23 protein-coding genes are annotated in these 22,680 nt (G+C 62.5%); 3 read left to right on the plus strand and 20 right to left on the minus strand.

All coding sequences use genetic code 11. The features are described 5' to 3' along the window. Positions 1-11: 11 nt before the first annotated feature. Entirely contained in the window at positions 12-1,430 is a 1,419-nt protein-coding gene (locus AB4N85_RS23870; protein ID WP_460066127.1) for an FAD-dependent oxidoreductase, read from the plus strand. Between the two features lie 247 nt (positions 1,431-1,677). Further along, positions 1,678-2,745, plus strand: coding sequence for a uroporphyrinogen decarboxylase (hemE, locus tag AB4N85_RS23875; protein ID WP_056787355.1), 1,068 nt, complete (start codon positions 1,678-1,680; stop codon positions 2,743-2,745). A 177-nt stretch (positions 2,746-2,922) separates the two neighbouring features. Here the strand turns inward: hemE and AB4N85_RS23880 are convergent, their stop codons facing one another. Continuing rightward, positions 2,923-4,197 (minus strand): MFS transporter, encoded by a 1,275-nt coding sequence (locus tag AB4N85_RS23880; protein WP_150741720.1) that lies wholly within the window; start codon positions 4,195-4,197, stop codon positions 2,923-2,925. A gap of 118 nt (positions 4,198-4,315) precedes the next feature. Here AB4N85_RS23880 and AB4N85_RS23885 point away from each other — a divergent pair, with 118 nt between their 5' ends. Continuing rightward, entirely contained in the window at positions 4,316-5,218 is a 903-nt protein-coding gene (locus tag AB4N85_RS23885) for a LysR family transcriptional regulator (RefSeq protein ID WP_150741719.1), read from the plus strand. A gap of 83 nt (positions 5,219-5,301) precedes the next feature. Here AB4N85_RS23885 and AB4N85_RS23890 read toward each other — a convergent pair whose 3' ends face one another. The 19 genes from AB4N85_RS23890 to AB4N85_RS23980 form a co-directional block, all read right to left on the minus strand. Further along, the gene (locus AB4N85_RS23890) at positions 5,302-5,739 is read right to left on the minus strand and encodes a hypothetical protein (RefSeq protein ID WP_024011278.1); all 438 of its coding nucleotides are present in this window, start codon (positions 5,737-5,739) and stop codon (positions 5,302-5,304) included. 133 nt (positions 5,740-5,872) lie between these two features. Then, positions 5,873-6,316: a hypothetical protein gene (locus tag AB4N85_RS23895; RefSeq protein ID WP_041477580.1), complete on the minus strand. Its 444-nt coding sequence runs from the start codon at positions 6,314-6,316 to the stop codon at positions 5,873-5,875. Positions 6,317-6,345: 29 nt separating this feature from the next. Continuing rightward, entirely contained in the window at positions 6,346-7,572 is a 1,227-nt protein-coding gene (locus tag AB4N85_RS23900) for a beta-ketoacyl-ACP synthase (RefSeq protein ID WP_252868660.1), read from the minus strand. Then, positions 7,572-8,300: a 3-oxoacyl-ACP reductase FabG gene (fabG, locus tag AB4N85_RS23905; RefSeq protein ID WP_041477582.1), complete on the minus strand. Its 729-nt coding sequence runs from the start codon at positions 8,298-8,300 to the stop codon at positions 7,572-7,574. Before fabG ends, AB4N85_RS23900 begins: the two co-directional genes overlap by 1 nt. Then, on the minus strand, positions 8,293-8,757 hold the full coding sequence (locus AB4N85_RS23910) for a hotdog family protein (protein WP_460066134.1): 465 nt from the start codon (positions 8,755-8,757) through the stop codon (positions 8,293-8,295). The genes fabG and AB4N85_RS23910 overlap by 8 nt, the downstream gene beginning before the upstream one ends. Further along, entirely contained in the window at positions 8,754-9,950 is a 1,197-nt protein-coding gene (locus tag AB4N85_RS23915) for a beta-ketoacyl-[acyl-carrier-protein] synthase family protein (protein ID WP_460066137.1), read from the minus strand. The genes AB4N85_RS23910 and AB4N85_RS23915 overlap by 4 nt, the downstream gene beginning before the upstream one ends. After that, entirely contained in the window at positions 9,947-10,558 is a 612-nt protein-coding gene (locus AB4N85_RS23920) for a hypothetical protein (RefSeq protein ID WP_460066139.1), read from the minus strand. Before AB4N85_RS23920 ends, AB4N85_RS23915 begins: the two co-directional genes overlap by 4 nt. Next, entirely contained in the window at positions 10,558-11,283 is a 726-nt protein-coding gene (locus AB4N85_RS23925; RefSeq protein ID WP_125925750.1) for a class I SAM-dependent methyltransferase, read from the minus strand. Before AB4N85_RS23925 ends, AB4N85_RS23920 begins: the two co-directional genes overlap by 1 nt. Then, a complete protein-coding gene (locus tag AB4N85_RS23930) occupies positions 11,280-12,527 on the minus strand; it encodes an NAD(P)/FAD-dependent oxidoreductase (RefSeq protein ID WP_353188805.1) in 1,248 nt (415 codons plus the stop codon). Before AB4N85_RS23930 ends, AB4N85_RS23925 begins: the two co-directional genes overlap by 4 nt. After that, on the minus strand, positions 12,514-13,677 hold the full coding sequence (locus AB4N85_RS23935) for a cation:proton antiporter (RefSeq protein ID WP_056787377.1): 1,164 nt from the start codon (positions 13,675-13,677) through the stop codon (positions 12,514-12,516). The genes AB4N85_RS23930 and AB4N85_RS23935 overlap by 14 nt, the downstream gene beginning before the upstream one ends. After that, the gene (locus tag AB4N85_RS23940) at positions 13,674-16,004 is read right to left on the minus strand and encodes an MMPL family transporter (protein WP_056787380.1); all 2,331 of its coding nucleotides are present in this window, start codon (positions 16,002-16,004) and stop codon (positions 13,674-13,676) included. Before AB4N85_RS23940 ends, AB4N85_RS23935 begins: the two co-directional genes overlap by 4 nt. Next, complete coding sequence (locus AB4N85_RS23945) at positions 15,988-16,590, minus strand: outer membrane lipoprotein carrier protein LolA (protein ID WP_217851089.1); 603 nt, start codon at positions 16,588-16,590, stop codon at positions 15,988-15,990. The genes AB4N85_RS23940 and AB4N85_RS23945 overlap by 17 nt, the downstream gene beginning before the upstream one ends. After that, the gene (locus AB4N85_RS23950; protein ID WP_130911762.1) at positions 16,587-17,012 is read right to left on the minus strand and encodes an acyl-CoA thioesterase; all 426 of its coding nucleotides are present in this window, start codon (positions 17,010-17,012) and stop codon (positions 16,587-16,589) included. Before AB4N85_RS23950 ends, AB4N85_RS23945 begins: the two co-directional genes overlap by 4 nt. Further along, positions 17,005-18,549, minus strand: coding sequence for an HAL/PAL/TAL family ammonia-lyase (locus AB4N85_RS23955; RefSeq protein ID WP_137215151.1), 1,545 nt, complete (start codon positions 18,547-18,549; stop codon positions 17,005-17,007). Before AB4N85_RS23955 ends, AB4N85_RS23950 begins: the two co-directional genes overlap by 8 nt. Then, on the minus strand, positions 18,530-19,477 hold the full coding sequence (locus AB4N85_RS23960) for an LpxL/LpxP family acyltransferase (RefSeq protein WP_252868665.1): 948 nt from the start codon (positions 19,475-19,477) through the stop codon (positions 18,530-18,532). Before AB4N85_RS23960 ends, AB4N85_RS23955 begins: the two co-directional genes overlap by 20 nt. After that, the gene (locus AB4N85_RS23965) at positions 19,474-20,208 is read right to left on the minus strand and encodes a glycosyltransferase family 2 protein (protein WP_056787395.1); all 735 of its coding nucleotides are present in this window, start codon (positions 20,206-20,208) and stop codon (positions 19,474-19,476) included. Before AB4N85_RS23965 ends, AB4N85_RS23960 begins: the two co-directional genes overlap by 4 nt. Continuing rightward, complete coding sequence (locus AB4N85_RS23970) at positions 20,201-21,880, minus strand: acyl-CoA synthetase family protein (protein WP_252887200.1); 1,680 nt, start codon at positions 21,878-21,880, stop codon at positions 20,201-20,203. Before AB4N85_RS23970 ends, AB4N85_RS23965 begins: the two co-directional genes overlap by 8 nt. After that, positions 21,877-22,422, minus strand: coding sequence for a COG4648 family protein (locus AB4N85_RS23975; RefSeq protein WP_460066146.1), 546 nt, complete (start codon positions 22,420-22,422; stop codon positions 21,877-21,879). Before AB4N85_RS23975 ends, AB4N85_RS23970 begins: the two co-directional genes overlap by 4 nt. Next, positions 22,419-22,673, minus strand: a complete 255-nt coding sequence (locus tag AB4N85_RS23980) for an acyl carrier protein (protein WP_056787400.1) — start codon at positions 22,671-22,673, stop codon at positions 22,419-22,421. The genes AB4N85_RS23975 and AB4N85_RS23980 overlap by 4 nt, the downstream gene beginning before the upstream one ends. Between the last annotated feature and the right edge of the window lie 7 nt (positions 22,674-22,680).

A 22,680-nucleotide genomic window follows, 5' to 3' on the forward strand; every position in this document is an offset into this window, starting at 1 on the left:
AGGTTTTAACAATGGCTGAACGTCTGAATAACGACTTCCAGTTCATCGATGTCGGGCGCAAGGATCCGAAGAAGAAACTGTTGCGTCAACGCAAGAAAGAGTTCGTTGAAATCTACGAACCGTTCAAACCCCAGCAGTCGGCCGATCAGGCCCACCGCTGCCTGGGTTGCGGCAACCCGTATTGCGAATGGAAGTGCCCGGTGCACAACTTCATTCCCAACTGGCTCAAATTGGTGGCCGAGGGCAACATCCTTCAGGCCGCCGAGTTGTCGCACCAGACCAATACCCTGCCGGAAGTCTGCGGCCGGGTGTGCCCGCAGGATCGTCTGTGCGAGGGTGCCTGCACCCTGAACGACGGCTTCGGCGCGGTGACCATCGGTTCGGTCGAGAAGTACATCACCGACACCGCGTTCGCCATGGGCTGGCGCCCGGACATGTCCAAGGTCAAGCCGACCGGCAAACGTGTCGCGATCATCGGCGCAGGCCCGGCGGGTCTGGGTTGCGCCGACGTGCTGGTGCGTGGCGGTGTAACTCCGGTGGTGTTCGACAAGAACCCGGAAATCGGTGGCCTGCTGACCTTCGGCATCCCCGAGTTCAAGCTGGAAAAGACCGTGCTGAGCAATCGTCGCGAAGTCTTCACCGGCATGGGCATCGAGTTCCGTCTCAACACCGAAGTCGGTAAAGACGTGACCATGGAACAACTGCTCGCCGAATACGACGCGGTGTTCATGGGCATGGGCACCTACACCTACATGAAGGGCGGTTTTGCCGGTGAGGACCTGCCGGGCGTTTATGACGCGCTGGATTTCCTCATCGCCAACGTCAACCGCAACCTGGGCTTTGAAAAGTCGCCGGAAGAATTCGTCGACATGAAAGGCAAGAAGGTCGTGGTACTCGGCGGCGGCGACACGGCGATGGACTGCAACCGCACCTCGATCCGTCAGGGCGCCAAGTCGGTGACCTGTGCCTATCGTCGTGACGAAGCGAACATGCCCGGCTCGCGCAAAGAGGTGAAGAACGCCAAGGAAGAAGGCGTGAAATTCCTCTACAACCGCCAGCCGATCGCCATCATCGGTGAAGACAAGGTCGAAGGCGTGAAGGTGGTCGAGACCCGTCTCGGCGAACCGGATGCCCGTGGCCGTCGCAGCCCCGAGCCGATCCCGGGTTCCGAAGAGATCATCCCGGCCGATGCCGTGGTCATCGCCTTCGGCTTCCGCCCGAGCCCGGCGCCGTGGTTCGAACAGTTCGAGATCCAGACCGATAGCCAGGGCCGCGTTGTTGCGCCCGAGCAAGGTCAGTACAAGCACCAGACCAGCAACCCGAAAATCTTCGCCGGTGGCGACATGGTGCGCGGTTCCGACCTGGTGGTGACGGCGATCTTTGAAGGGCGCAATGCGGCTGAAGGGATCCTCGATTACCTGGGTGTGTAAACGCCGCTCGAAACTGCAATGCGATACCTGTGGGAGCTGGCTTGCCAGCGATAGCATCTCCTTGGTTTACCTGACAAACCGAGTTGTCTGCATCGCTGGCAAGCCAGCTCCCACAGTTGTTTTGTGGTGCTGCAAATTCTGTATTCCAGCGCAATAAATTGACCCGATAGACAAAAGGCTGACCCACATCCGTGCCTTTTGCCTCGCGCTCTGAGAAAATGCCCGCACTTTTTTTCCGGATGCCGACATGACTGCCCTGAAGAACGACCGTTTCCTCCGCGCCCTGCTCAAGCAACCCGTTGACGTCACCCCTGTGTGGATGATGCGCCAGGCCGGTCGCTACCTGCCGGAGTACCGCGCCAGCCGCGCGCATGCCGGCGACTTCATGAGCCTGTGCATGAATCCGCAATTCGCCTGCGAAGTCACCCTGCAACCGCTCGACCGCTACCCGCAACTGGATGCGGCGATCCTGTTTTCCGACATCCTCACCATTCCCGATGCCATGGGCCAGGGCCTGTACTTCGAGACCGGTGAAGGTCCGCGCTTCAAAAAAGTCGTCAGCACGATGGCCGACATCGAAGCGTTGCCGATCCCGGATCCGCACAAAGACCTCGGTTACGTCATGGACGCGGTCAGCACCATCCGTCGCGAACTCAACGGTCGCGTGCCGTTGATCGGTTTCTCCGGCAGTCCGTGGACCCTCGCGACTTACATGGTTGAAGGCGGCTCGTCGAAAGACTTCCGCAAGACCAAGGCGATGCTTTACGACAACCCGCAAGCCATGCACCTGCTGCTCGACAAACTGGCGCAGTCGGTGACGTCGTACCTCAACGGCCAGATCATGGCGGGTGCGCAAGCGGTACAGATCTTCGATACCTGGGGCGGCAACCTGTCGGCAGCCGCGTATCAGGAATTCTCCCTGGCCTACATGAAGAAAATCGTCAGCGGCCTGATCCGCGAGAACGACGGACGCAAAGTGCCGGTGATTCTGTTCACCAAGAACGGCGGCCTGTGGCTGGAAAGCATCGCCGAAGCCGGCGCCGACGCCCTCGGCCTGGACTGGACCTGCGACATCGGCAACGCCCGTGCCCGTGTCGGCGACAAGGTCGCGCTGCAAGGCAACATGGACCCGACCGTGCTCTACGCCAAACCGGAAGCGATCCGCACTGAAGTCGGGCGCATTCTGGCCAGCTACGGCAAGGGCAGCGGCCACGTGTTCAACCTTGGTCATGGCATCACCCCGGAAGTCGATCCGGAACATGCCGGCGCATTCCTGCGTGCGGTGCATGAGCTGTCGGCGCAGTATCACGAGTGATCAGCGCCCAATAAAAAACGCCCGGCCAAGTGCCGGGCGTTTTCTTTTGCACGATCTAATGTCGTACCCAAATCAACTGTGGGAGCGAGCCTGCTCGCGAAAGGGGTGTGTCATTCAACACTGATGTTGCCTGACACAGTGCATTCGCGAGCAGGCTCGCTCCCACAGGGTTTTATGTCAGGCTTTGACACCCTGCAACGGCGGCAACTTCGCCAGCTTCAACGCCACCAGAAGGGCAATCAGCAACAGCGCACCAATAAACAAGCCGATGCCGTTCCACCCGCCCAGATGCCAGAACACCCCGCCCGCCGTCCCGGCAATGCTCGATCCGGCGTAATAACTGAACAGATACAGCGACGACGCCTGACCCTTGGCCGTCAACGCGCGCCGGCCGATCCAGCTGCTCGCCACCGAGTGCGCGGCGAAGAAGCCGAAGGTGAACACCAGCATGCCGATGATGACCAGCAACAGCGGCGTGAACATCGTCAGCGCGAGCCCGGCGAACATCAGCGCAATCGTCGCCCAGAGCACTCTGCGCCGCCCCAGTTTGTCCGCCAGCGAACCGATCTTCGCCGAGCTGTAGATCCCCGACAGGTAGACCACCGAGAGCAATCCGACAAATACCTGATCGAGGTTGTACGGCGCAGCCAGCAAGCGGTAGCCGATGTAGTTGAACAGCGTGACAAACGCGCCCATCAGCACAAACGCTTCAAGAAACAGCAGCGGCAGACCGGCGTCGCGAAAGTGCATGGTGAAGCCGTCGAGCAGGCTGCGCGGGTGCAGCGAGCGGGCGCGGAAGTTGCGCGACTCCGGGAGGATCTTCCAGAACACCGCCGCTGCGACCAGCGCCAGACCGCCAATCACCAGCATCGCCGTGTGCCAGCTGACGAAGTCGATCAGCACGCCAGTTATCAAGCGTCCGCTCATTCCGCCGATCGCGTTGCCGCCGATGTACAAACCCATCGCCAGGCCGATGTGCTGTGGATGGATTTCTTCGCTCAGATAGGTCATCGCCACTGCTGCCAGGCCGCTCAACGACAGGCCGATCAGCGCGCGCATGATCAATACGCCGTGCCAGCTCGGCATCATCGAACTGGCGATGGTGCACAACGCGGCAGCGAACAGCGCCGCGACCATCACTGGTTTACGGCCGATGCGGTCGGAGATCGGCCCGGTGATCAGCAGACCGAAGGCCAACATGCCGGTTGCCACCGAGAGGATCAGACTGCTCTGCGCCGCGTTGATCCCGTATTCGTGGGACAGCAGCGGCATCATCGGTTGTACGCAGTAGAGCAGGGCAAACGTCGCAAAGCCGCCACAGAACAGCGCCAGCACCGTGCGCATGAACGCCGGCGTGCCTTTTTCGATGTAGATCTCTTGCAGCTCGGCGAGGGTATCGTCGCCGGCAGCGGGCGGGACTTCGTGGGCAAGGGGCGCGACAGCAGTTTTCACTTCAGACCTCGGAAAGCACAGCCGGGCAGGCAATGAAAAAATCATATAGCTGGCTAATGTTTCTATCCAATATATTGTTCGACCTGTTTGATAGCTTCAGCGACCTAATGGAAATCCTATGGAACTGCGTCATCTGCGTTACTTCATCGCAGTCGCCGAAGAACTGCATTTCGGCCGGGCCGCACAGGTGCTGGGCATCTCCCAGCCACCACTGAGCCAACAGATTCAGGCGCTGGAGCAACAGCTCGGCGCGCGCTTGTTCGAGCGCACCAATCGTCGGGTCGAGTTGAGCGAGGCCGGTCGCCTGTTTCTGCAGGAGGCGCGGCTGGTGCTGGCACAAGTCGACAAGGCAGCGGATGTCGCCCGCCGTGCGCAACTTGGCGAGCTGGGTGAATTGAAGATTGGCTTCACCTCGTCGGCGCCGTTCAATTCGACGATTCCGCAGGCGATTTTTTCTTTTCGTCAGCGCTTTCCGGCGGTGCATCTGAACCTGCGCGAAATGAGCAGCACCATGGTCGCCGATGCTCTGGTGGACGAGTCGATCGAAGTCGGCATCATGCGCCCGCTCGGATTGCCAGATTCACTGAGTGTTGTGGAGTTGATGCGCGAGCCATTGGTGGCGGTGCTCAGCTCCAAGCATCCACTGGCCCAAAGTAGCGATGAAGGCCTGTTTCTATCGGCGCTGGCGCTGGAGCCATTCGTGTTTTTCCCGCGCAGCTATGGCAGCGGGCTCTACGCACAACTGCTGAGCCTGGCCCGTGACGCCGGCTTCAGCCCGCACTTCGCTCAAGAGGCTGGTGAGGCGATGACCATTATTGGTCTGGTGGCGGCGGGCTTGGGTGTATCGGTGCTGCCAGCGTCCTACCAACGCATGCGCATCGACGGCGTGGTCTACCGTCCGCTGCTCGATCCCGAAGCGATTTCGGCGGTGTGGCTGGTGCAGCGCAAAGACCAGAAATCGCCGATGGCCAAGGCGTTTGTCGAACTGCTGACGCGTAAGGTTGAGCCGCTGAAAACCTGAAATCAAAAGATCGCAGCCTTCGGCAGCTCCTACACCGATCCATGTAGGAGCTGCCGAAGGCTGCGATCTTTGGACTTTGCCCTTCAAGGCAACCGCACCAAATCCCCCTTCAAAGCCACCCGGGTAACAAAAACTCCTGCCCTGCACTCGTAGGTATTCAAATCCTTGCGCACATGCTGGTCGTAGTAACTGACGATATTCACAACCGCATTCGCCCCGACCCGCTTGGCATCAGCCTGCAATTTGATCAGATTCGACTGCAACACCCATTCACACGAAGCCTGATCGCTCTTGTTGAAGCCGTTGGTTTTCAAATCACTGACCACCCCTTGGCGCAGCAACTGCTGAGTGCCCTGCGGCCCGTTGCCGATCAGGTAGAACTTCACACTGCCGTCCAGTCGCCCGGCGCGAATCGCGTCCGACAGCACGGTTTCGAAAGGCATGTACATGAGGTTGGTGGCATGGCTGGCACTTGGCAGCAGGGCGATAAGCGCAGCGGCCATCAGGGCTTTCACTTGCATGGTCATCTCCTTTGACGGTGAAAGAGACTGCGAGGGCAGGTTACGGTGCTGCGACCTGCATCAGCGAGTGTAGATGCTGTTCAATCAGCGCAAAAAAAGGGCGCCAAACGGCGCCCTTTGTCATTTCTGGCGCTTACTGAACCTTCGCCAGATCACCCTTCAACGCAACGCCCGCCATGATCGCGCCGGCGTGGCATTCGTAGGTTTGCGCGTCCTTGCGCTCGTTGCGCTTGTAGAAGCTGACGATGTTGGTCACGGCGTTGGCGCCGGCGTTTTTCGCGGCCTGGTGCAGGCTGATGATTGCCGATTGGGCGACCCACTCGCAGGCGACTTCATCGGATTTGTTGAAGGCGTTGGTTTTCTTGTTGGTCACGGCGTCGGGGCTGACGACGGTGACTTTGCCGGCCGGGGTGTTGCCGGCCAGATAGAATTTCACGCTGCCATCGATCTTGCCGGAGCGGGTGGCTTCGGCGACGGCTTTGTCGAATGGCAGGTAGACCGCCGTGTCGCGGGCCTGGCTGACCGCTGGCAGGGCGCAGAGCAGCAGGGTAACGGCGGCGAATTTCTTGAAGTGCATGTAGGTCTCCTTGACCTGGATTGATTCGGTTATGCCCAGCGGCGGAAGATCAACGAAGTGTTGACGCCACCGAAAGCGAAGTTGTTGTTCATCACGTAATCGTGGTGCATCTGACGAAACTCGCCGCGCAGGTAATCGAGCTTGCCGCAGTGCGGGTCGACCTCGTCGAGGTTGAAGGTGTGCACATAGCGGTCGCTGTTGAGCATCTCGATGCTGAACCATGACTCCAGCGCACCGCAGGCACCGAGGGTGTGGCCGAGAAAACTCTTCTGCGAGCTGATCGGCATGTGTTCGCCGAACAGGCTGCTGGTGGCCAGGGTTTCGGCGATGTCGCCCTGCTCGGTCGCGGTGCCGTGGCCATTCACATAGCCGATGGCGTCGGGGCGGAGGCCGGCATCTTCCAGGGCCAGCTCCATGGCGCGGCGCATGGTGACCTGTTCCGGGCGGGTCGTGTGCTGGCCGTCGGCGTTGCTGCCGAAACCGACGATTTCCGCGTGAATGTGCGCGCCACGGGCGAGGGCGTGTCCCAGCTCTTCAAGCACCAGCATGCCGCCGCCTTCGCCGATCACCAGACCGTCGCGGCCCTTGTCGTACGGGCGTGGGCTGGTCTGTGGTGCATCATTTTTCAGGCTGGTGGCGTAGAGCGCGTCGAACACCATGGCTTCAGTCGGGCACAGCTCTTCGGCGCCGCCGGCGAGCATCAATGGCAGGCGGCCGAACTTGATTGCCTCGTAGGCGTAGCCGATGCCCTGGCTGCCGCTGGTGCAGGCGCTGGAGGTGGGGATCAGGCGGCCGGTGAGGCCGAAGAAAATGCTGATATTGGCAGCGGTGGTGTGCGGCATCATCCGCACATAGGAGTTGGCGTTGAGCCCCTCGGCCACCGAGTTGAGCAGCATGTTGCCGAAGGCTTTGATCTCGTCAGTGCTACCGGTAGATGAACCACAAGCGACGCCCATGCGCCCGTCCTTGATCGATTCGTCACCGAGCAGGCCAGCATCGGCCAGAGCCTTTTCTGCTGCGCCGACCGCCAGTCGCGAAACCCGGCCCATGCTGCGCAACTGCTTGCGGGTCCAGTGCGACGGTACGAGGAAATCATCGATAGGTCCGGCCAGACGCGTGTTGAGCTCAGTGAAGCGATCCCACTCGTCCATGCGGCGAATGCCGCTGCGATTGGCCGCGAAATTGCCGGCGATGGTCGGCCAGTCGCTGCCCAGCGAGGTGATGCCGGCCATGCCGGTGACGACGACGCGCTTCATCAGCACAGGCCTCCGTTGACCGCCAGCACCTGACGGGTGATGTACGAGGCTTCCGCCGACATCAGGAAATTTACCGCAGAGGCCACTTCTTCCGGGGTGCCCATGCGTTGCGCGGGGATCATTTTCATCAGTTCCTCCACCGGCACGTTTTCGTCGAGCATGGCCGTGTCGATCAGGCCAGGGGCGACGCAGTTAACCGTAATTTTGCGCTTGCCCAGCTCGATCGCCAACGCCTTTGCCGCACCGATCACCCCGGCCTTCGAGGCGCTGTAATTGACTTGGCCACGGTTGCCGATCAGGCCCGATACCGAGGTGATGCAGACGATGCGCCCGGCGGCGCGACGACGGATCATCGGCATCATCACCGGGTGCAGAACGTTGTAGAAACCGTCGAGGTTGGTGCGCAGGACCACGTCCCAATCGTCATCGCTCAGCGCCGGAAACGCGCCGTCGCGGGTCAGCCCGGCGTTGAGCACCACGCCGTAATAGGCGCCATGGTTTTCGACGTCGGCCTCGAGAATGCTTTTGCAGGTTTCACGGTCGGCGACGTCGAATTGCAGGATGCGTGCGCGGCGACCCAATGCTTCGATTTCGGCCTGCACCGCTTGGGCTTCGGTCATGCCGCTGCGGCAATGCAGGACGATGTCGTGCCCGGCTTGCGCCAGACGCAAGGCAATGGCGCGGCCGATGCCACGGCTGGAGCCGGTGACCAGTACGGATTCAGTCATCGTGCGACTCCTTTGTCTGTTGCAGATATTGGTTGGCATGCGGCGGACGGAACACGTTCAGCCGGGCGCTGGCATGTATGCCGTCGCCGTGGATATGGCATTCGAATACGCCCATGCCGTTGTCGTCTTCCAGTGAGCGCAGGCCGTGGATGGTCAGCTCGCTGCCGGCCGCAAAGGCTTCGACGTTGCACTCGAATTTGCGCGTACCGAGGAGAAAGCCCAGCTCCGGCGGATTGCCTTTTTGCCGGGCGTGGCAACCGGCGAAAGCGGCGACGCTCTGCGCCATCAGCTCAACGCCGACCCACGCCGGCAGGCTGCCGTCGGGCAGGTTGAACAGGCCGTCGGGCTTGACCGTGAGGCGAGTGAAAATCTGCTCGTCATCGAAACGCTCGATGGCGTCGATCAGAATCATGTCGCCGGCATGCGGCAGCAGTTCGGCGAGCGGCCAGTGGCTCATGGGGCGTCTCCGATAATCAGGCTGACGTTGTTGCCGCCGAAGGCAAACGAGTTGCTCATCAGGTAGCGCGGTGCAATGGACGTCAGGGGTTCGCTCGCGGTCACCCACTTGAGCGGCGGCAGCGCGGGATCGGCCTGGCCGTCCCAGATATGCGGCGGTAACGCCTGCTCAGGGTTGTCGGCACTCAGGCTCAGCCAGCAGAACGCCGCTTCCAGCGCGCCAGCCGCGCCGAGGGTGTGGCCGGTCAGCGGCTTGGTTGACGAGCAGGCGACGCCTTGGGGAAACAGCGCCGCGACCGCCAGACTTTCCATCGCGTCGTTGTGCTGGGTGGCGGTGCCGTGCAGGTTCAGGTAGTTGATTTGCGCGGCTTGCAGATGAGCGCGACCAAGGGCTTTTTGCATGGCTTGCAGGGCGCCGCGACCGCTCGGCTCCGGCGCGGAGATATGGTGCGCATCCGAGCTGGCGCCCGCACCCAGCAGGGCGATGCCCGGGCCTTCGCCGCGCTGTTTGCTCATCACGAACAGCACCGCTGCTTCGCCGATATTGATGCCGTTGCGGTTGGCGGAAAACGGATTGCAGCGCTCATCTGAAACGGCTTCCAGCGATGAGAAACCGTTCAGCGTGAGCTTGCACAGACTGTCGACGCCGCCGCACAGTACCGCGTCGCACAGGCCCAGATCGAGCAGGCGCTGAGCGCTCATCAGCGCGCGGGCGCTGGAGGTACAGGCGGTGGAAATCACGTAGGCCGGGCCGCTCAGTTGCAGCCATTCGGCGAGAAAATTCGCCGGGGCGCCGAGTTCCTGTTGGCGATAGTCGTACTCGCGGGGAAATTGCTGTTCGCGGATGTAATGCGCCAGACCCCGGCTGGCCTCGTCGATGCCCGAGGTGCTGGTGCCTAGCACCACGCCTATGCGCTCGCGGCCGAAGGTCTGGATCGCACGATCGATGTCGTCTCGAATCTGCAGCGCGGCTTCCAGCAGCAGCTGATTGTTGCGACTGCTGTGCTCGACCAGGTCCGTAGGGATCGCCGCCAATTCACCGTGTACGCCAGCCACAGGCAGTTCACGTTCGGCGACCCAGCCGGACTCGCGGCGCATCCCCGAACAGTCGCCGGCAAACAGATTGCGCGCGACTTCAGACTTGTCGCGGCCCAGGGCGCAGATCACGCCGAGGGCATTCAGGTAAGCGGTCATGGCGTCGATTCACCTAACTGGGAAACGCGATAGTGCGGGCGTTGGGGCAGATTCAATTGGAAGCTCAACGGTTGTGAATAGCGGACGTTCCAGCGCGCCGGCAGTGAACGCTGATCGGCCTGTTGGCGGGCGTCGGGATAGTTGCGCAGCAGCTCGGCAGGAGGCGTCAAGGCGAACAGCAGTGCGGCGAACAACTCCCGCGCTTCCGGGTTCGGCGGCAGCAGACCGTCGGCCTGCCAGTGCCCGTCGATCAGTTGCTGGCGGGCCTGGGGAATGCCCAGCGGATCCATCATCGACCAACGCGTGCCGGCGCCTTCGCGCTGGATCACCAGCAGCCAGTCCTGACGCTGCCCGGCTTGCTCGCGCTCAATGTGCAGTTGCAGCGGCAGAGGCAGCGTCGGGTTGGCCGCTGGTAGCGGTGGCTGGCTGGCGCAGGCACTGAGCAGCAGGGCTGACAAAACGATCACCAGCCATGCAGCAAACCCTGTGGGAGCGAGCCTGCTCGCGAATGCAATCTGACATTCGCCACTTTGGCTGACTGATACACCGCTTTCGCGAGCAGGCTCGCTCCCACAGGGTTTCAGGTGTTCAGATCGATAGCCGTACATCAGACAGATTCCTGCAATGGCTTGCGCGCGACGACATTCACCAGCGTCTCTTCGCGCTCACCGAATGGCTTGGGTTTGCTCAACCCCAACCGCTCCAGCAAACCAAAATCCTTCGACCGGCTCCACCACAGATACGGGTAGGACACATTGCGCTCGGCAAACTCGAAGCCCTGCTCGCGGATCATCTGCAGGTAGCCGGCGGCGCTCTTCTGCACATGCATCGGATGGCGGAACAGCCAGCGAATCACCCAGGTATCAATGTAAGCCTCGGTGGATTCGGCGAACAGCAGATAGCCGCCTGGCTTGAGCACGCGATAGAACTCGGCCAAGGCCTTTTCCTGCTCGACCAGATGATGGAAGGTCTGGTGGCAGAACAGCAGGTCGACGCTGGCATCGGCGACGTTGAGCGTGGCGCAATCGCTGCCGATCAACTCGACTGGCATGCCCAGGCGGGTGGCCTCTTCGGCGCTGAGTTGCAAACTGTGCGGGTCGGCGTCGACGCCGATCAGTCGCTGCGGGGCGAAGGTCTGACGCAGGTGGCCGAAGGACTTGCCCTGACCGCAACCGGCGTCGAGCAGCACCGGGTGTTCCGGCAGCGGCTCACTGAATAATCCACGCAAATCGTTGATCGCCACGCGCAGCACATGGTGCTGCCAGGTGTGGCTGCGCAAGAACCAGAGACCGAAGCGGGTTTCCTCGACGTAACTGTCGCTCAAGTAATTCATGAGGCGTCCTGCGCGCAGAGTTGGGAAATCATCTTCAGCCGGCGCCGCGCTTCACTGACGAACGGGTTGCGCTCGTCCCAGGCGTAACCGGCGAGGATCGAGCAGATCATCCGGCGAATTTCCGCTTGGCTGTCCTCATAGAAAATCACGTCCTGGAAGGTGCCGGCGTACCAGCCTTCGACGTAGCAACGGAAGGTATCGACGCCGCGTTTCAACGGTTCGGCAAATTCGCTTTGCCAGTCGACCGCTTCACCCTGCAACTGGCGGTGCAGCACGCCGGCAGCCATGCTCGCCGAACGCATGGCGATGGTCACGCCGGAGGAGAACACCGGGTCGAGGAATTCTGCGGCGTTGCCCAGCAGCGCAAAGCCCGGGCCGTGCAGGGTTTTCACGTTGGCCGCATAGCCGCCGAGGGTGCGCGCCGGGGTGTCCCAGACCGCGTTGTTCAGAACCCCGGCGAGGCTTGGCGTCTCGGCGATAAAACTGCGCAGGCAGGCATCGAGGTCGCTGTCGCGGCCCTGGAAATGTTCCTCAGCCGCGACCACGCCCACCGAGCAGCGGCCGTTGCTGAACGGGATGGTCCAGAACCACACATCGCGATGCTCGGGATGGGTGGTGACGAGGATCTTTTCGCGGTCGAACGCCGGATTGTCGATGTGATCTTCGACATGGGTGAACACGGCCTGACGCACCGGGAAATTCGAAGGTGCTTCGAGGTCGAGCAAGCGCGATAGCACGCGGCCGTAGCCGCTGGCGTCCAGGACGAAATTGGCTTCGACGCGATACTCGCTGCCATCTTCGCGGCGCACATCGAGTTGTGGTTTCGCCTGATCGAAATCGACGCTGACAATCGCATCGCCATAACGGATTTCCGCACCTTGCAATGCCGCTTGATCGGCCAGCAACTTGTCGAAATCGGCGCGCTGCACCTGGAACGTGGTCGGCTTGCCGGCGGTGAAGGTGTCGCCAAAATCGAAGGCGCTGTAGCGCTCGCCCCAGGCAAACGCCGCGCCGGTCTTGCGCTGGAACCCGGCGGCGTTGACGGCGTCGAGCATGCCGGCTTCTTCGACGAAATCCAGGCAGTGGCTGAGCAGGCTTTCGCCAATGGAGAAGCGTGGGAAGTGCTGGCGCTCGAGCACCAGCACATCGTGGCCCTTGCGCTTGAGCAGGGCTGCGGCGATAGCACCGGACGGGCCGGCACCGATGATCACGACCTGACGGGATTCCATTTCAACGATTGGCACGTGAGCTCCGGGGCAAGGGACTGTTCAGATTCAGGGGCGCGCGATGCAGGCCGATAAGGGCCGGCAGCAGCGTCGCGATCAGACCCATCAGCATCAGCGCGAAATACAGCGCGGGGGTGATGAGTTGTTGTTGCAATAGCAGGTTGAGAAAGACGATTTCGCTCAGGCCGCGAATGTTCAGCAGCACGCTTTCGCGCCAGCGGCTGGCGCCAGCGAACGAGGCGCCCGCCCAACCGAGGCCGAGCCAGTTGCCGAGCAGTTTACTGGCAATCGGCAACAGCAGCAGCGCCGCCCATTGCCCGGCGTCGAGGCTGGCGAGGGCGCTGTGCACGTCGATCTGAACGATGCCGAACGTGAGGATCAGCGGGATCGCGATCCATGTCTGCAAACGGCTCATCCAGCGCGCCGGCAACGGCAGCACCAACGGCACTTTCAGCAGCGCCATGCACAGCAGATAGCCGATGCCGAAAATCAGCGCGTTGAGTTTGTAATGCTCGGCCATGACCAGCAACGCGAAGAAGCCGAGGCTGTAAGTCAGCGGGCGACGCACGCGCAGCAGGTGCAAAAGCAGCGGCACGCCGGCCATGGCCACAGGCAGCAACAGGCTGCTCAGGTGCAGGCTGCCCTGGGCGAGGCCGAACAGCGTCCAGCAGGTCAGATCGATAAGGATCGCGGTTTGCACCAGCCGCCGCGTGGCAGCGGGCGGGTAATCGATATGACGCAGATACAGGTACAACACCGGGATCGCGGTAATCGCGAAGACCAGTCCGATGGCCAATGCGTTGAACCACGGCTGCGACGGCAGCAACCAGTACGCAACCGCCAGCCCGCAAGCGAACGGCACAGCGAAACTCGGCACAGCGATTTTTACGCTCTGGCGATCCAGACGCAGATCGATGACATCGCTGAGGATGTGCCCGAGCAGCAAGGCGAAGCTCAGGCTGTAGAGATCTTTCAGCCAGTCCGGGGCGATCAGTTGTGCGCCGCTGAGCTGCCAGCCCGGCTCGATCCAGAAATACATCAGCAACGGCAAACCGAAGCTCGCCAGCAGCAACTGACTGACGATCGGAATCAGGCCGAAGTGACGGCCGACACGAGTCGCCAGCGCAAACAGCGCCAAGGCCAGCAACCAGAAGCCGAAGACCATCATGCCGCTGGCTCCGCAACCGGTTCATGGCGCCCGGCCCACGGCGCGAGCATGAAGCTGAACGCCAGGCCGAGGCTCACCGACAGGCCGAAATTGCTCACCGCCGGGGTGCTGGACACCGCTAGCAGCCCGAACGACAGCCACGTCGTCACTGCTGCGAGCAAGGTGCCGAGCAGGCTCACCGCCGCGCCGCCGACCTGTTCGCGCATGAGGATTGCATAGTCGACACTGATCGCCGTCACCAGCAACAGGCCGAACAGGCTGAACAGGGTCAGTGGCTGACCGAGCCAGCCAAGGCTGGCCAGACTGCACAGCGCCGCCAGCAGCGGCAGGGCGACGATACGCAGGGCGCCGGTCAGGCCGAACGGCAGCATCAGCACCAGCACGATCAACACGCAGGAGGCCAGTTTCAGCTCGGCAGCGCTGATCTGCGTGGCGGCGAACACCTTGTTCAGATCACCGAGGCGATCGACCAGCACCACCCCCGGCAAATCGAGTGCTTGCACGCGCAACAACGACGGATTGTTCAAGCCCTGCAGGCTGGTGATTGCCGCAACGCCGTCTTCAGTCGGGCCAAGCCATAGCGTGCGATACGGCTCGCCGAGCGGGCCGGCCAGCGCGGCGTCGATGTCTTCGGCGGGCAGGGTCTGCAACTGCTGCAATTCATTTTGCAACGCAGCCACCGGCACGCCGAGATCGAGCAGCGGTTGCCAGACCGACGGCAGCCTGTTCAGTGATTCGCGCACTTGCTGTTGCTGGCTCGGCGCGCTGACCAGTTGATCAAGGGCCAGATAGCCTTGCAGTTTGTCGAGGTTGACCAGTTGCTGCAGCCGTTCGCTCAGCGCTGCCTGGCGCTCAAGCAATTGCTCCTGATTGGCAGCGCGGATCAGGAAGAACTGGCTGGTCGGTTGAAAACCGGTGATGCGCGCGATGGTCTGCGCTTCGTCGGTCAGATGCTGCGGCGCGCCAACCCATTGGCGAATGTCGTTTTTGCTCTGCAACTGCATCAGTCCGCCGACGCAGAAGGCGATCAGCAGGGCCAGCAGCGCGGGCGTGCGTATGCAACCGAGCAACGCCTCACGCAGATGAATCAGGCGCTCGGCCAGACGCAGCGGCCATTGCGCCGGGCGCAGTTCGACATTTTTCAGCAGCGCCGGCAGCAGGCAGACCGCCGACAGATAGGCGCCGAGCAAACCGGCCGCAGAGAACACCGCGATCTGCGTCAATGCCGGGAACGGAGTCCAGGCCAAGGCCAGATAACCGATAACGCTGGTGATCAGGCTCAGGGTCAGCCCCGGCAACGTCAGGCGCAGGGCCGGCCAACTGCGCCACGGCTTGAGGCTCCAGCTCTTGGACAGATAGTGCAGCGGGTAATCGACGGCGACGCCGATCAGACTCGAACCGAGCACCAGCGTCATCACATGCATGTGGCCGAACAGCGCCACGCAGGCCACCGCGCCGAACAGCATGCCGACCAGCACCGGAACAAATGCCAGCAGCACGCCCCAGCGGCGAAACGCCAACAGCAGCAACAGCAGAATGCCGACCGTCGCACCACCGCCGACCCAGGTCATTTCGCGGGTGGCTTGTTGCTGGCCGTTGGCGGCGTAGAGCAGGCCACTGGCGGCGAGCAACTGCACGTCGCCTTTCGCCGCCTGTTCGCGGCTGTGCTGGAGCAGATCCGCAACTTGCAGCGGCAGGTTCATATCGAAGGCATTGCCGGTGGTGCGCGCACGCAACATCACCCAGCTCTTGCCGTCGGCATCGGCGACCAGTGCGCCGCTGCCAATGTCCAGTTGCACTGCGCCATGTTTCGGCTGGCTGTTCTGGATGCGTCCGGTCAGGCCCAGCCAATCGTCCTGGCTCGGCACCAGAGTAAAGCCGTTGAACGGATCGAACAGCGCCTGTACTCGCTGCTGGATGAACGCGTCGGGGTGCTTGCTGAGTAGCTGCCGATCATCCGCCGAGAGCATCGCAAGGCGTCCTTGCAGCAATTGCTTGCGCAGCGCCGGCAAGTCGGCTTGCAGGTTCCACTGCACGGTTTCGAACAGACCGCTGGCCTGCCATTGTTCGCCCAGTTGTTGGGCCATGGTCAGCGCTTGCTGGCGATCGGCGTGGCCGACCAGCACCAGCATTTCGCGATTGAGCGGTTCTTGCATGCGCTGTTCGGCGCGCAACTCCAGCGCGTCTGGATTGGTCCCGGGTACCAGCTCCATGAGATTGGCCGACAGCGGCGCACCGTCGCGCCACTGCCAGGCAGCCAGCACGACAACGGCCAGCAGCAGGCTCAGAAACAGCCAGGGCAGCTTGCGTTCACTCGGCAAAGTCATGTTGCTCCGCTTCGCTCAAGGGTTGCTCGGCCGTGCTGTCCTGCATGCGCAGCAGGGTGCTGTCGCCTTGGGTTTCCAGCAGCTCGATGGTTTGCACAAGGGCGCCGCCATCGATATTGATCTGCTGGAACACTTGCTTGAGCAGCATCGAACGCGGCGTCAGGGTCAGTTGCCACTGCTGCGCCGTGCCGCTCAGGGCCAGTTCGAAATCGCGCTGCAAACCGCTGCTGTCACCTTGCAGTACGGCGAGAAACAGCCGGTTCTGCTCGGCGCCGGCGCTCTTGTTCGGCAGCAGTTGCCAGCCGTTGGCGTCACGACGGGCGATGCCGTTGGCGGTGATGCGGTAATCCTGTTGCAGCGGGGTTTTCAACAGCCACAGCAGGCCATGATTTTTCGCGAGGACGAAGCTGCCCTTGCTGATCAGCGGCTGCGGCAGGGCGCGCAGGTGTTTTTCCTGAGTGAACTGGCCGTGGATAACATCCGGTTTCGCCAGTTGTTCACTGAGTTGTTGCAGGTCGAAGGCATTGGCCCATGACGACACGGCCAGCAGCGTCAACGCACCGAGGCTTTTGAACAACACATTCATCGCAGCATCCTTTCCACGGCATCGGTGAAGACTTTGGGTGAGGCCAGTTGCATCTCGCGGCTGCTGACTTCGACGGCGACCTGCACGGAGCTTGCGCGGGTCAGGCGTTCGCCGGTCTGCAGGTCGGTGATCAGGTAATTGATCTTCAGACGGTTTTCCCACTCGATCAGGCTGGCGCGCACGTTCAGCCGTTGGCCGAACACCGCGCTGCGCACGTAGCGCAATTGCAGGTCGATAATCGGCCAGGCGTAACCCGACTCGACCATGTGCGTGTAGTTGTGGCCGATCTTGTCCAGCAACGCGCAGCGCGCCACTTCGAGGTATTTGACGTAATGGCCGTGCCAGACCACGTGCATGGTGTCGACGTCGAAAAACGGCACGAGAATCTCGGTATCGGCGTGAAGCACTCCGGCACTACGCATGCAGCCTCCAGTGTTGCGCGGCGATGCGTTGCAGGCACAGGCGCAGTTCGCCTTCCAGGGCGCGGTCTTCGATGACCGGCGGGAAGTCCTTGCCCAGCTCTTCGTGCATCGCTGCCAGTGCCGGCGGCAGCGGGCGCGCATCGGCGGCTTGAGCGCGCAGCCACACGCCCTGATTGGCGGCGAGCAGCGTGGCGGCGGCGACCTGTTCGGTCAGCTCCAGCACGCGAATCGCATCACGGGCGGCGATGGTGCCCATGCTCACCTTGTCCTGGTTGTGGCACTCGGTGGAGCGCGAGAACACGCTGGCCGGCATGGTGTTTTTCAGTGCTTCGGCGGTCCAGGCGCTGGTGCCGATCTGCACGGCTTTGAAGCCGTGATTGATCATGGCCCGATCGGCTGGCGCGCCGGAGAGGTTGCTTGGCAAGCCGTGGTTGTAGCGCTCGTCGACCAGCAACGCCAATTGCCGATCGAGCAGATCGGCGACGTTGGCCACGAGGTTTTTCAGGCTGTCCATAGCGAACGCAATGTGCCCGCCGTAGAAGTGCCCGCCATGCAGAACGCGCTCGGCTTCGGCATCGATGATCGGGTTGTCGTTGGCGCTGTTCAGCTCGGTTTCGATGAAGCCGCGCAGCCAGTTCAGGCTGTCGGCCAACACGCCGAGCACATGCGGCGCGCAACGCAGCGAGTAACGATCCTGCAGACGATGCAGTGGCGCGGTCGGCGCGTCGATCGCCAGATCCTTGCGCAGCCACGCGGCGACCTGCATCTGTCCCGGATGCGGCTTGGCGGCGAACAGGCGTTCGTCGAAGTGCTCCGGGTTGCCTTGCAGCGCGACGACGTTGAGCGCGGTGATGCGCGTGGCCAGTTGCAGCAGGTAATCGGCGCGAGCGAAAGCCAGGCAGGCGAGGCCGGTCATCACCGCTGTGCCGTTCATCAGCGCCAGCGCCTCTTTCGGGCGCAGCACCAGCGGTGTCCAGCCGAGCTCGCGATGCACGTCGGCAGCCTGACGACGTTCGCCACGGAACATCACTTCACGCTCGCCGGACAGGGTTGCGGCGACATAGGACAACGGCGTCAGATCGCCGCTGGCACCCACCGAGCCTTCTTCGGGAATCAGTGGCAGGATGTCGTATTCGAGAAACGCATGCAGACGCTCGAGCAGTTCGACGCGCACCCCGGAAACGCCGTGACACAACGACTGCAAACGCGCTGCCAGCACCGCGCGAGTGGCCTGCGCGTCGAGCAGTTTGCCCAGGCCGCAACCATGAAAAGTGTAGAGATGACGCGGCAGCGCCTCGACGTGATGCAGCGGCACCGCGACCACGCAGGAATCGCCGTAACCGGTGGTGACGCCGTAGATCACGCCTTCCTTGTCCAGCAGCGAATCGAGAAACCGCGCGCCTTTGGCGATGCGCTCGCGATAGTCGGCGTCAGCCTGTAACTGCACGGGCGCCTGACGGTTGGCCAGGGCCAGCACGTCTTCGATGCGCAAAGGGCGTTCGCCGAAGGTTACCGGCTCATGGGTTGGCGTCGTCATCGGTCTTCCAGAAAGGGTAAAAGTTGAACCATTGCTGCGGGGCTTCGAGGCAATAGTGACTCAGGCGCTGCGCGTAGCGAGTGGCCCACTGATGAATGACCTGCTCGCGCTCGCGGCGTGTCCACACCACCGCCTCGGCGAACGGTTCAAGGGTCAGGCGATAGTGGCCGTCGGGTTGCTTGAGACACATCAGCAGGTTGACCGGGCACTTGAGCAGGCCGGCCAGCAACCACGGGCCTTGCGGAAATGGCGCCGGATGGCCGAGAAAGTCCACCGTCACGCTGCGCCCGCCGTGCAGCGGCACGCGGTCACCGGCAATCGCCAGCCACTCGCCGCGTTCCAGCCGTTCGTGCAGTTGCAGCATGATCACCGGGTCGAGTTCGCTGACCTGAATCAGGCGCAGATTGGTCGCCCCGGCCTCGCCGAGCAGGCGATTGAATTGCTCGGCGTGCTTGGTGTGCACCAGCACGTTCATGGTGACCTTTTCGCCGATCTCCGCCAGCGCCCGGCACACTTCGAGATTGCCCAGATGCGCGCCGACCAGCAGTTGCCCGCGACTGCCGCGCAACTGCTTGCGCAGCAGCGCCGGGTCGATGATTTCGATCTGCTCGATGCTCAGCTTGCCGTTCCACACGTCGAGCTTGTCGAGCAGCGAATCGGCAAAGGTCATGAACTGGCCAAACACCCGCCAGTGGCTCGGGCGCAGGTCGTCGCGCCGGCTCCACTCAGCCAGCCGCTGCTGGTACTGCCAGGCACTGCGCCGGGCGACGCGGCCGAAGAGGAAAAAATACAGGACGATGCCGTACAGCAACGGGCTGAGCAGGCGCCGGCCGAGGACTTTGGCGGCGAACGCGGTGAATTTCATCAGCAGGAAACTTCCGCGCTCTTCGCGGTCGGCCCAGTGCTTCTTGTCGACTTCTTCGCTCATGGTTTCCACCGCCGCCAGAGGATCACCGGCCAACGCAGCAACATGCCGAAGAACAGCCGCGTGTGCATGCTGGAAATCAGCGCGTTGTCGTGGAACAGGCGGAAGTGCGACACGCCGTCCAGCGGGTAATGCACGCTGGTCTGCAGCCAGCGCATCGGCTGATTGCGCCAGGCCAGCCGCACAAGAATGTCCGAGTCGAAATCCATGCGTTTGCCGACTTTGGCCGAGTCGATCACGGCCAGAGTCGGCGCCAGCGGATAAACACGGAAGCCGCACATCGAATCGCGAATCTGCAACGACAGGGTGTTGATCCAGACCATCACGTGCGTCAGGTAGCGAGCGTACAAACGCCCTTTCGGCACGCTCTCGTCGAACAGCGGATAGCCGCAGATCATCGCCTCGGGATGGCCGCGGGATTCGCCGACGAAGCGCGCGACGTCGTGCAAATCGTGCTGGCCGTCGGCATCGACCTGCAAGGCATGGCTGTAACCCAGACGCGAGGCTTCACGCAGACCGGTCATCACCGCGCCGCCCTTGCCCTGATTGGCCGTCAGGCGCACCAGAAAAACCCTGTCGCGCTCGGCCAGGGTGTCGAGCACCCGCGCGCAGGACGGCTCGCTGGCATCGTCCACCAGAATGCACGGCAGACCTTGTGCGAGCAGGGCATCGACCACGGTGGTGATCGCGGTTTCGTGGTTGTATACCGGGATTACGGCGCAGGGGTTATGCATGGGCAGGCCCCAGGAGAATGCGTCCGCTGGAACAGGTCGCCGTGTCGTTGCGATAAGCGAAATACAACTTGCCGCGCTCGGCATCGAAACGCAGATGCAGCTGGATTTCATCACCCGGGCGCACCAGTTGCTGAAACTTCAGCACCTCCATTCCCGCGAACCCGCCATTCAGCTTCAGCAACTGCCGACCCAGATTCAGCGCCCATTCCACCTGCACCACACCGGGCAACACCGGTGCCTTGGGAAAATGCCCGCTGAAGTAGGCCAGATCCGGCGGCACGCTGAGTTGCAGGCTCCACTCGCCGTCGCTTTCGCTTTGCTCCAGCACTTCGGGGGCTTTGGGTCGCGCGGCCAGCAGCAATGCTTCGACGTCGGCTTGCGCCAGTTTGCCCTGGCTGTTCAATGGCATCTGCCGCAGCAGGCGCCAGCGTCGGGGCAGGGCGAGGGCTTCGCAATGTTGGCTCAGATGTTTGCGCAGGGTTTCGGTCAGGTCGCGGCGACCGTGCTCGCGCAGGGCGAACAGGCCCGATTCGCTGAGCACCAGCAGCGCACCGAGCGAGGCGCGGTTTTCCTGGACCACACCGAGGCGCGCTTCGGCGACCCAGTCATGGGCTGCCAAGGCCTGCTCGAGCATCGGCAACGAGATGCGTTTTTCTTCCAGTTTGACGATGCGGTCCAGTCTCCCCAGCAGTTCGAAGCGACCATCGGTGGCAATGCGTGCGGCGTCGGCGCTGTGTTCGACGTGGCCGGCAGGCAGATAAGGCGAAGAAATAAGCAGGGCGCCGTCGCTGTCCTGGCTCAGTTCGACGCCAGCAAACGGCCGCCACAACGACTCGCCCTGACGCCAGGCGATGCCGCCAGTTTCCGAGCTGCCGAGGATTTCCGTCGGCCATTGCTGCAAGCGCTGTTGCAGACTTTGCGCCGCTTCCGACGGCAACGCGCCCCCGGAGGAAAACACCCGGCGCACCGCGCTCAGGGCCGGCCAGTCGAGGTTGTCGCCCATGCGCTTGAGCAGCGCCGGGCTGGCGACCCAGGCGAAGGCCGGGTATTCGCGGCTGGCGCGCTGCAAGTCTTCGGAGAACGCCAGTTGCCGGCGCACGAACGGGCGCCCGGCGCACAATGGCCACAACACGCGAAACAGCAGGCCATAGATGTGTTGCGTGGCGACACTGCCGATGATGCAGGCTTCACCGAGGTCTGCGCCCCACAACTGTTCCAGCGCTTCGACCTCGTTGGCCAATTGGCGCAGGGTCTTGTCGATGCGCTTGGGCTCGCCGCTAGAGCCGGAAGTGCACAGGCTCAGGCGGCATTGATCGAGATCCAGTTGTGCACCGGGCAGTTCGGGCTGAGTGAAGTCGTCCAGCTGTGCATCGCCTGATTGATCGGTCAGCCATAGATCGACTTCCTGCGACCAGCGCTGACGCGTCTGCGCTTGCAGATCCGCCGGCAGCAACACGCTGACGCCGGCACGCCACGCGCCGAGCAGGGCGATGGCGAGGTCGGCGGCATCTTCCAGATGCACGGCCAGCCTTTTCACGCCTTGGCTTTGCAGACCCGCGGCGACGCTCAGGGCCTGCGCTCGCAGTTGCGTGTGATCGAGTGCCGGCGCCTGGCAGATCGCCCGTGCCGGCAGTGCCTTGAGCAACAGCTGCTCAAGTTTTATCCAATTCATGTACGGCCTCTTACCCGTTGTCGTATCAGCCATTCAATGGCAAACATCAGGCCGATCAATCCGTAGGAGATCAGGCCGGTGTACAACATCCACCAATCCAGCGGCGCCCACAGGGTGAGGAGGGCGGCGCACAAACCGTTGCAGAAGAAAAACACGCTCCAGGCCAGCGTCACCTTGCGTGTGTAGCGAACGGCAACCTGCGGCAGCTCCGGCTCACGCAAGCGCGCCAGACGCTCGACCATCGGCGGGCCGAATTTCAGGCTTGCGCCGAACAGCACCAGCATGAATGCACTGATCAGCACCGGGTACCAGCGCAGCAGCTGCGGGCTGTCGAACACCGCCAGCAGCAGGCAGAACACCATCGCCACGCACGCCATCCACAGGCTGCCAGGCTTGCGTTCGCCGGTCAGGGCCCGCGCCAGCCACAGGCTGCCCAACAGCAGCGCAAATTGCCACGGGGCGAAATGCTCCATGCCGAAATACACCGCAAAGGGGTACAGCAGACCGGCCAGCAGCAGGCCCAGGCCGATCAGTCGGCTCATGCGGCCGGTTGAACCAGACGGAACACCGCCTCGACCACGTCACCGACGGTGCGCACCGATTTGAACTCTTCGGCGGCGATTTTCTTGCCGGTCTGGCGTTTGATGTGATCGATCAGGTCGACCGCATCGATGCTGTCGATTTCCAGATCCTGATACAGATTGGACTCCAGGTTCACACGGGCCGGATCCAGCTCGAACAGCTCGACCAGGGCATCGCGCAGGGTGTTGAAAATATCGTCACGAGTTTGCATGGTCCGG

Source organism: Pseudomonas sp. H1_G08, assembly GCF_054681355.1.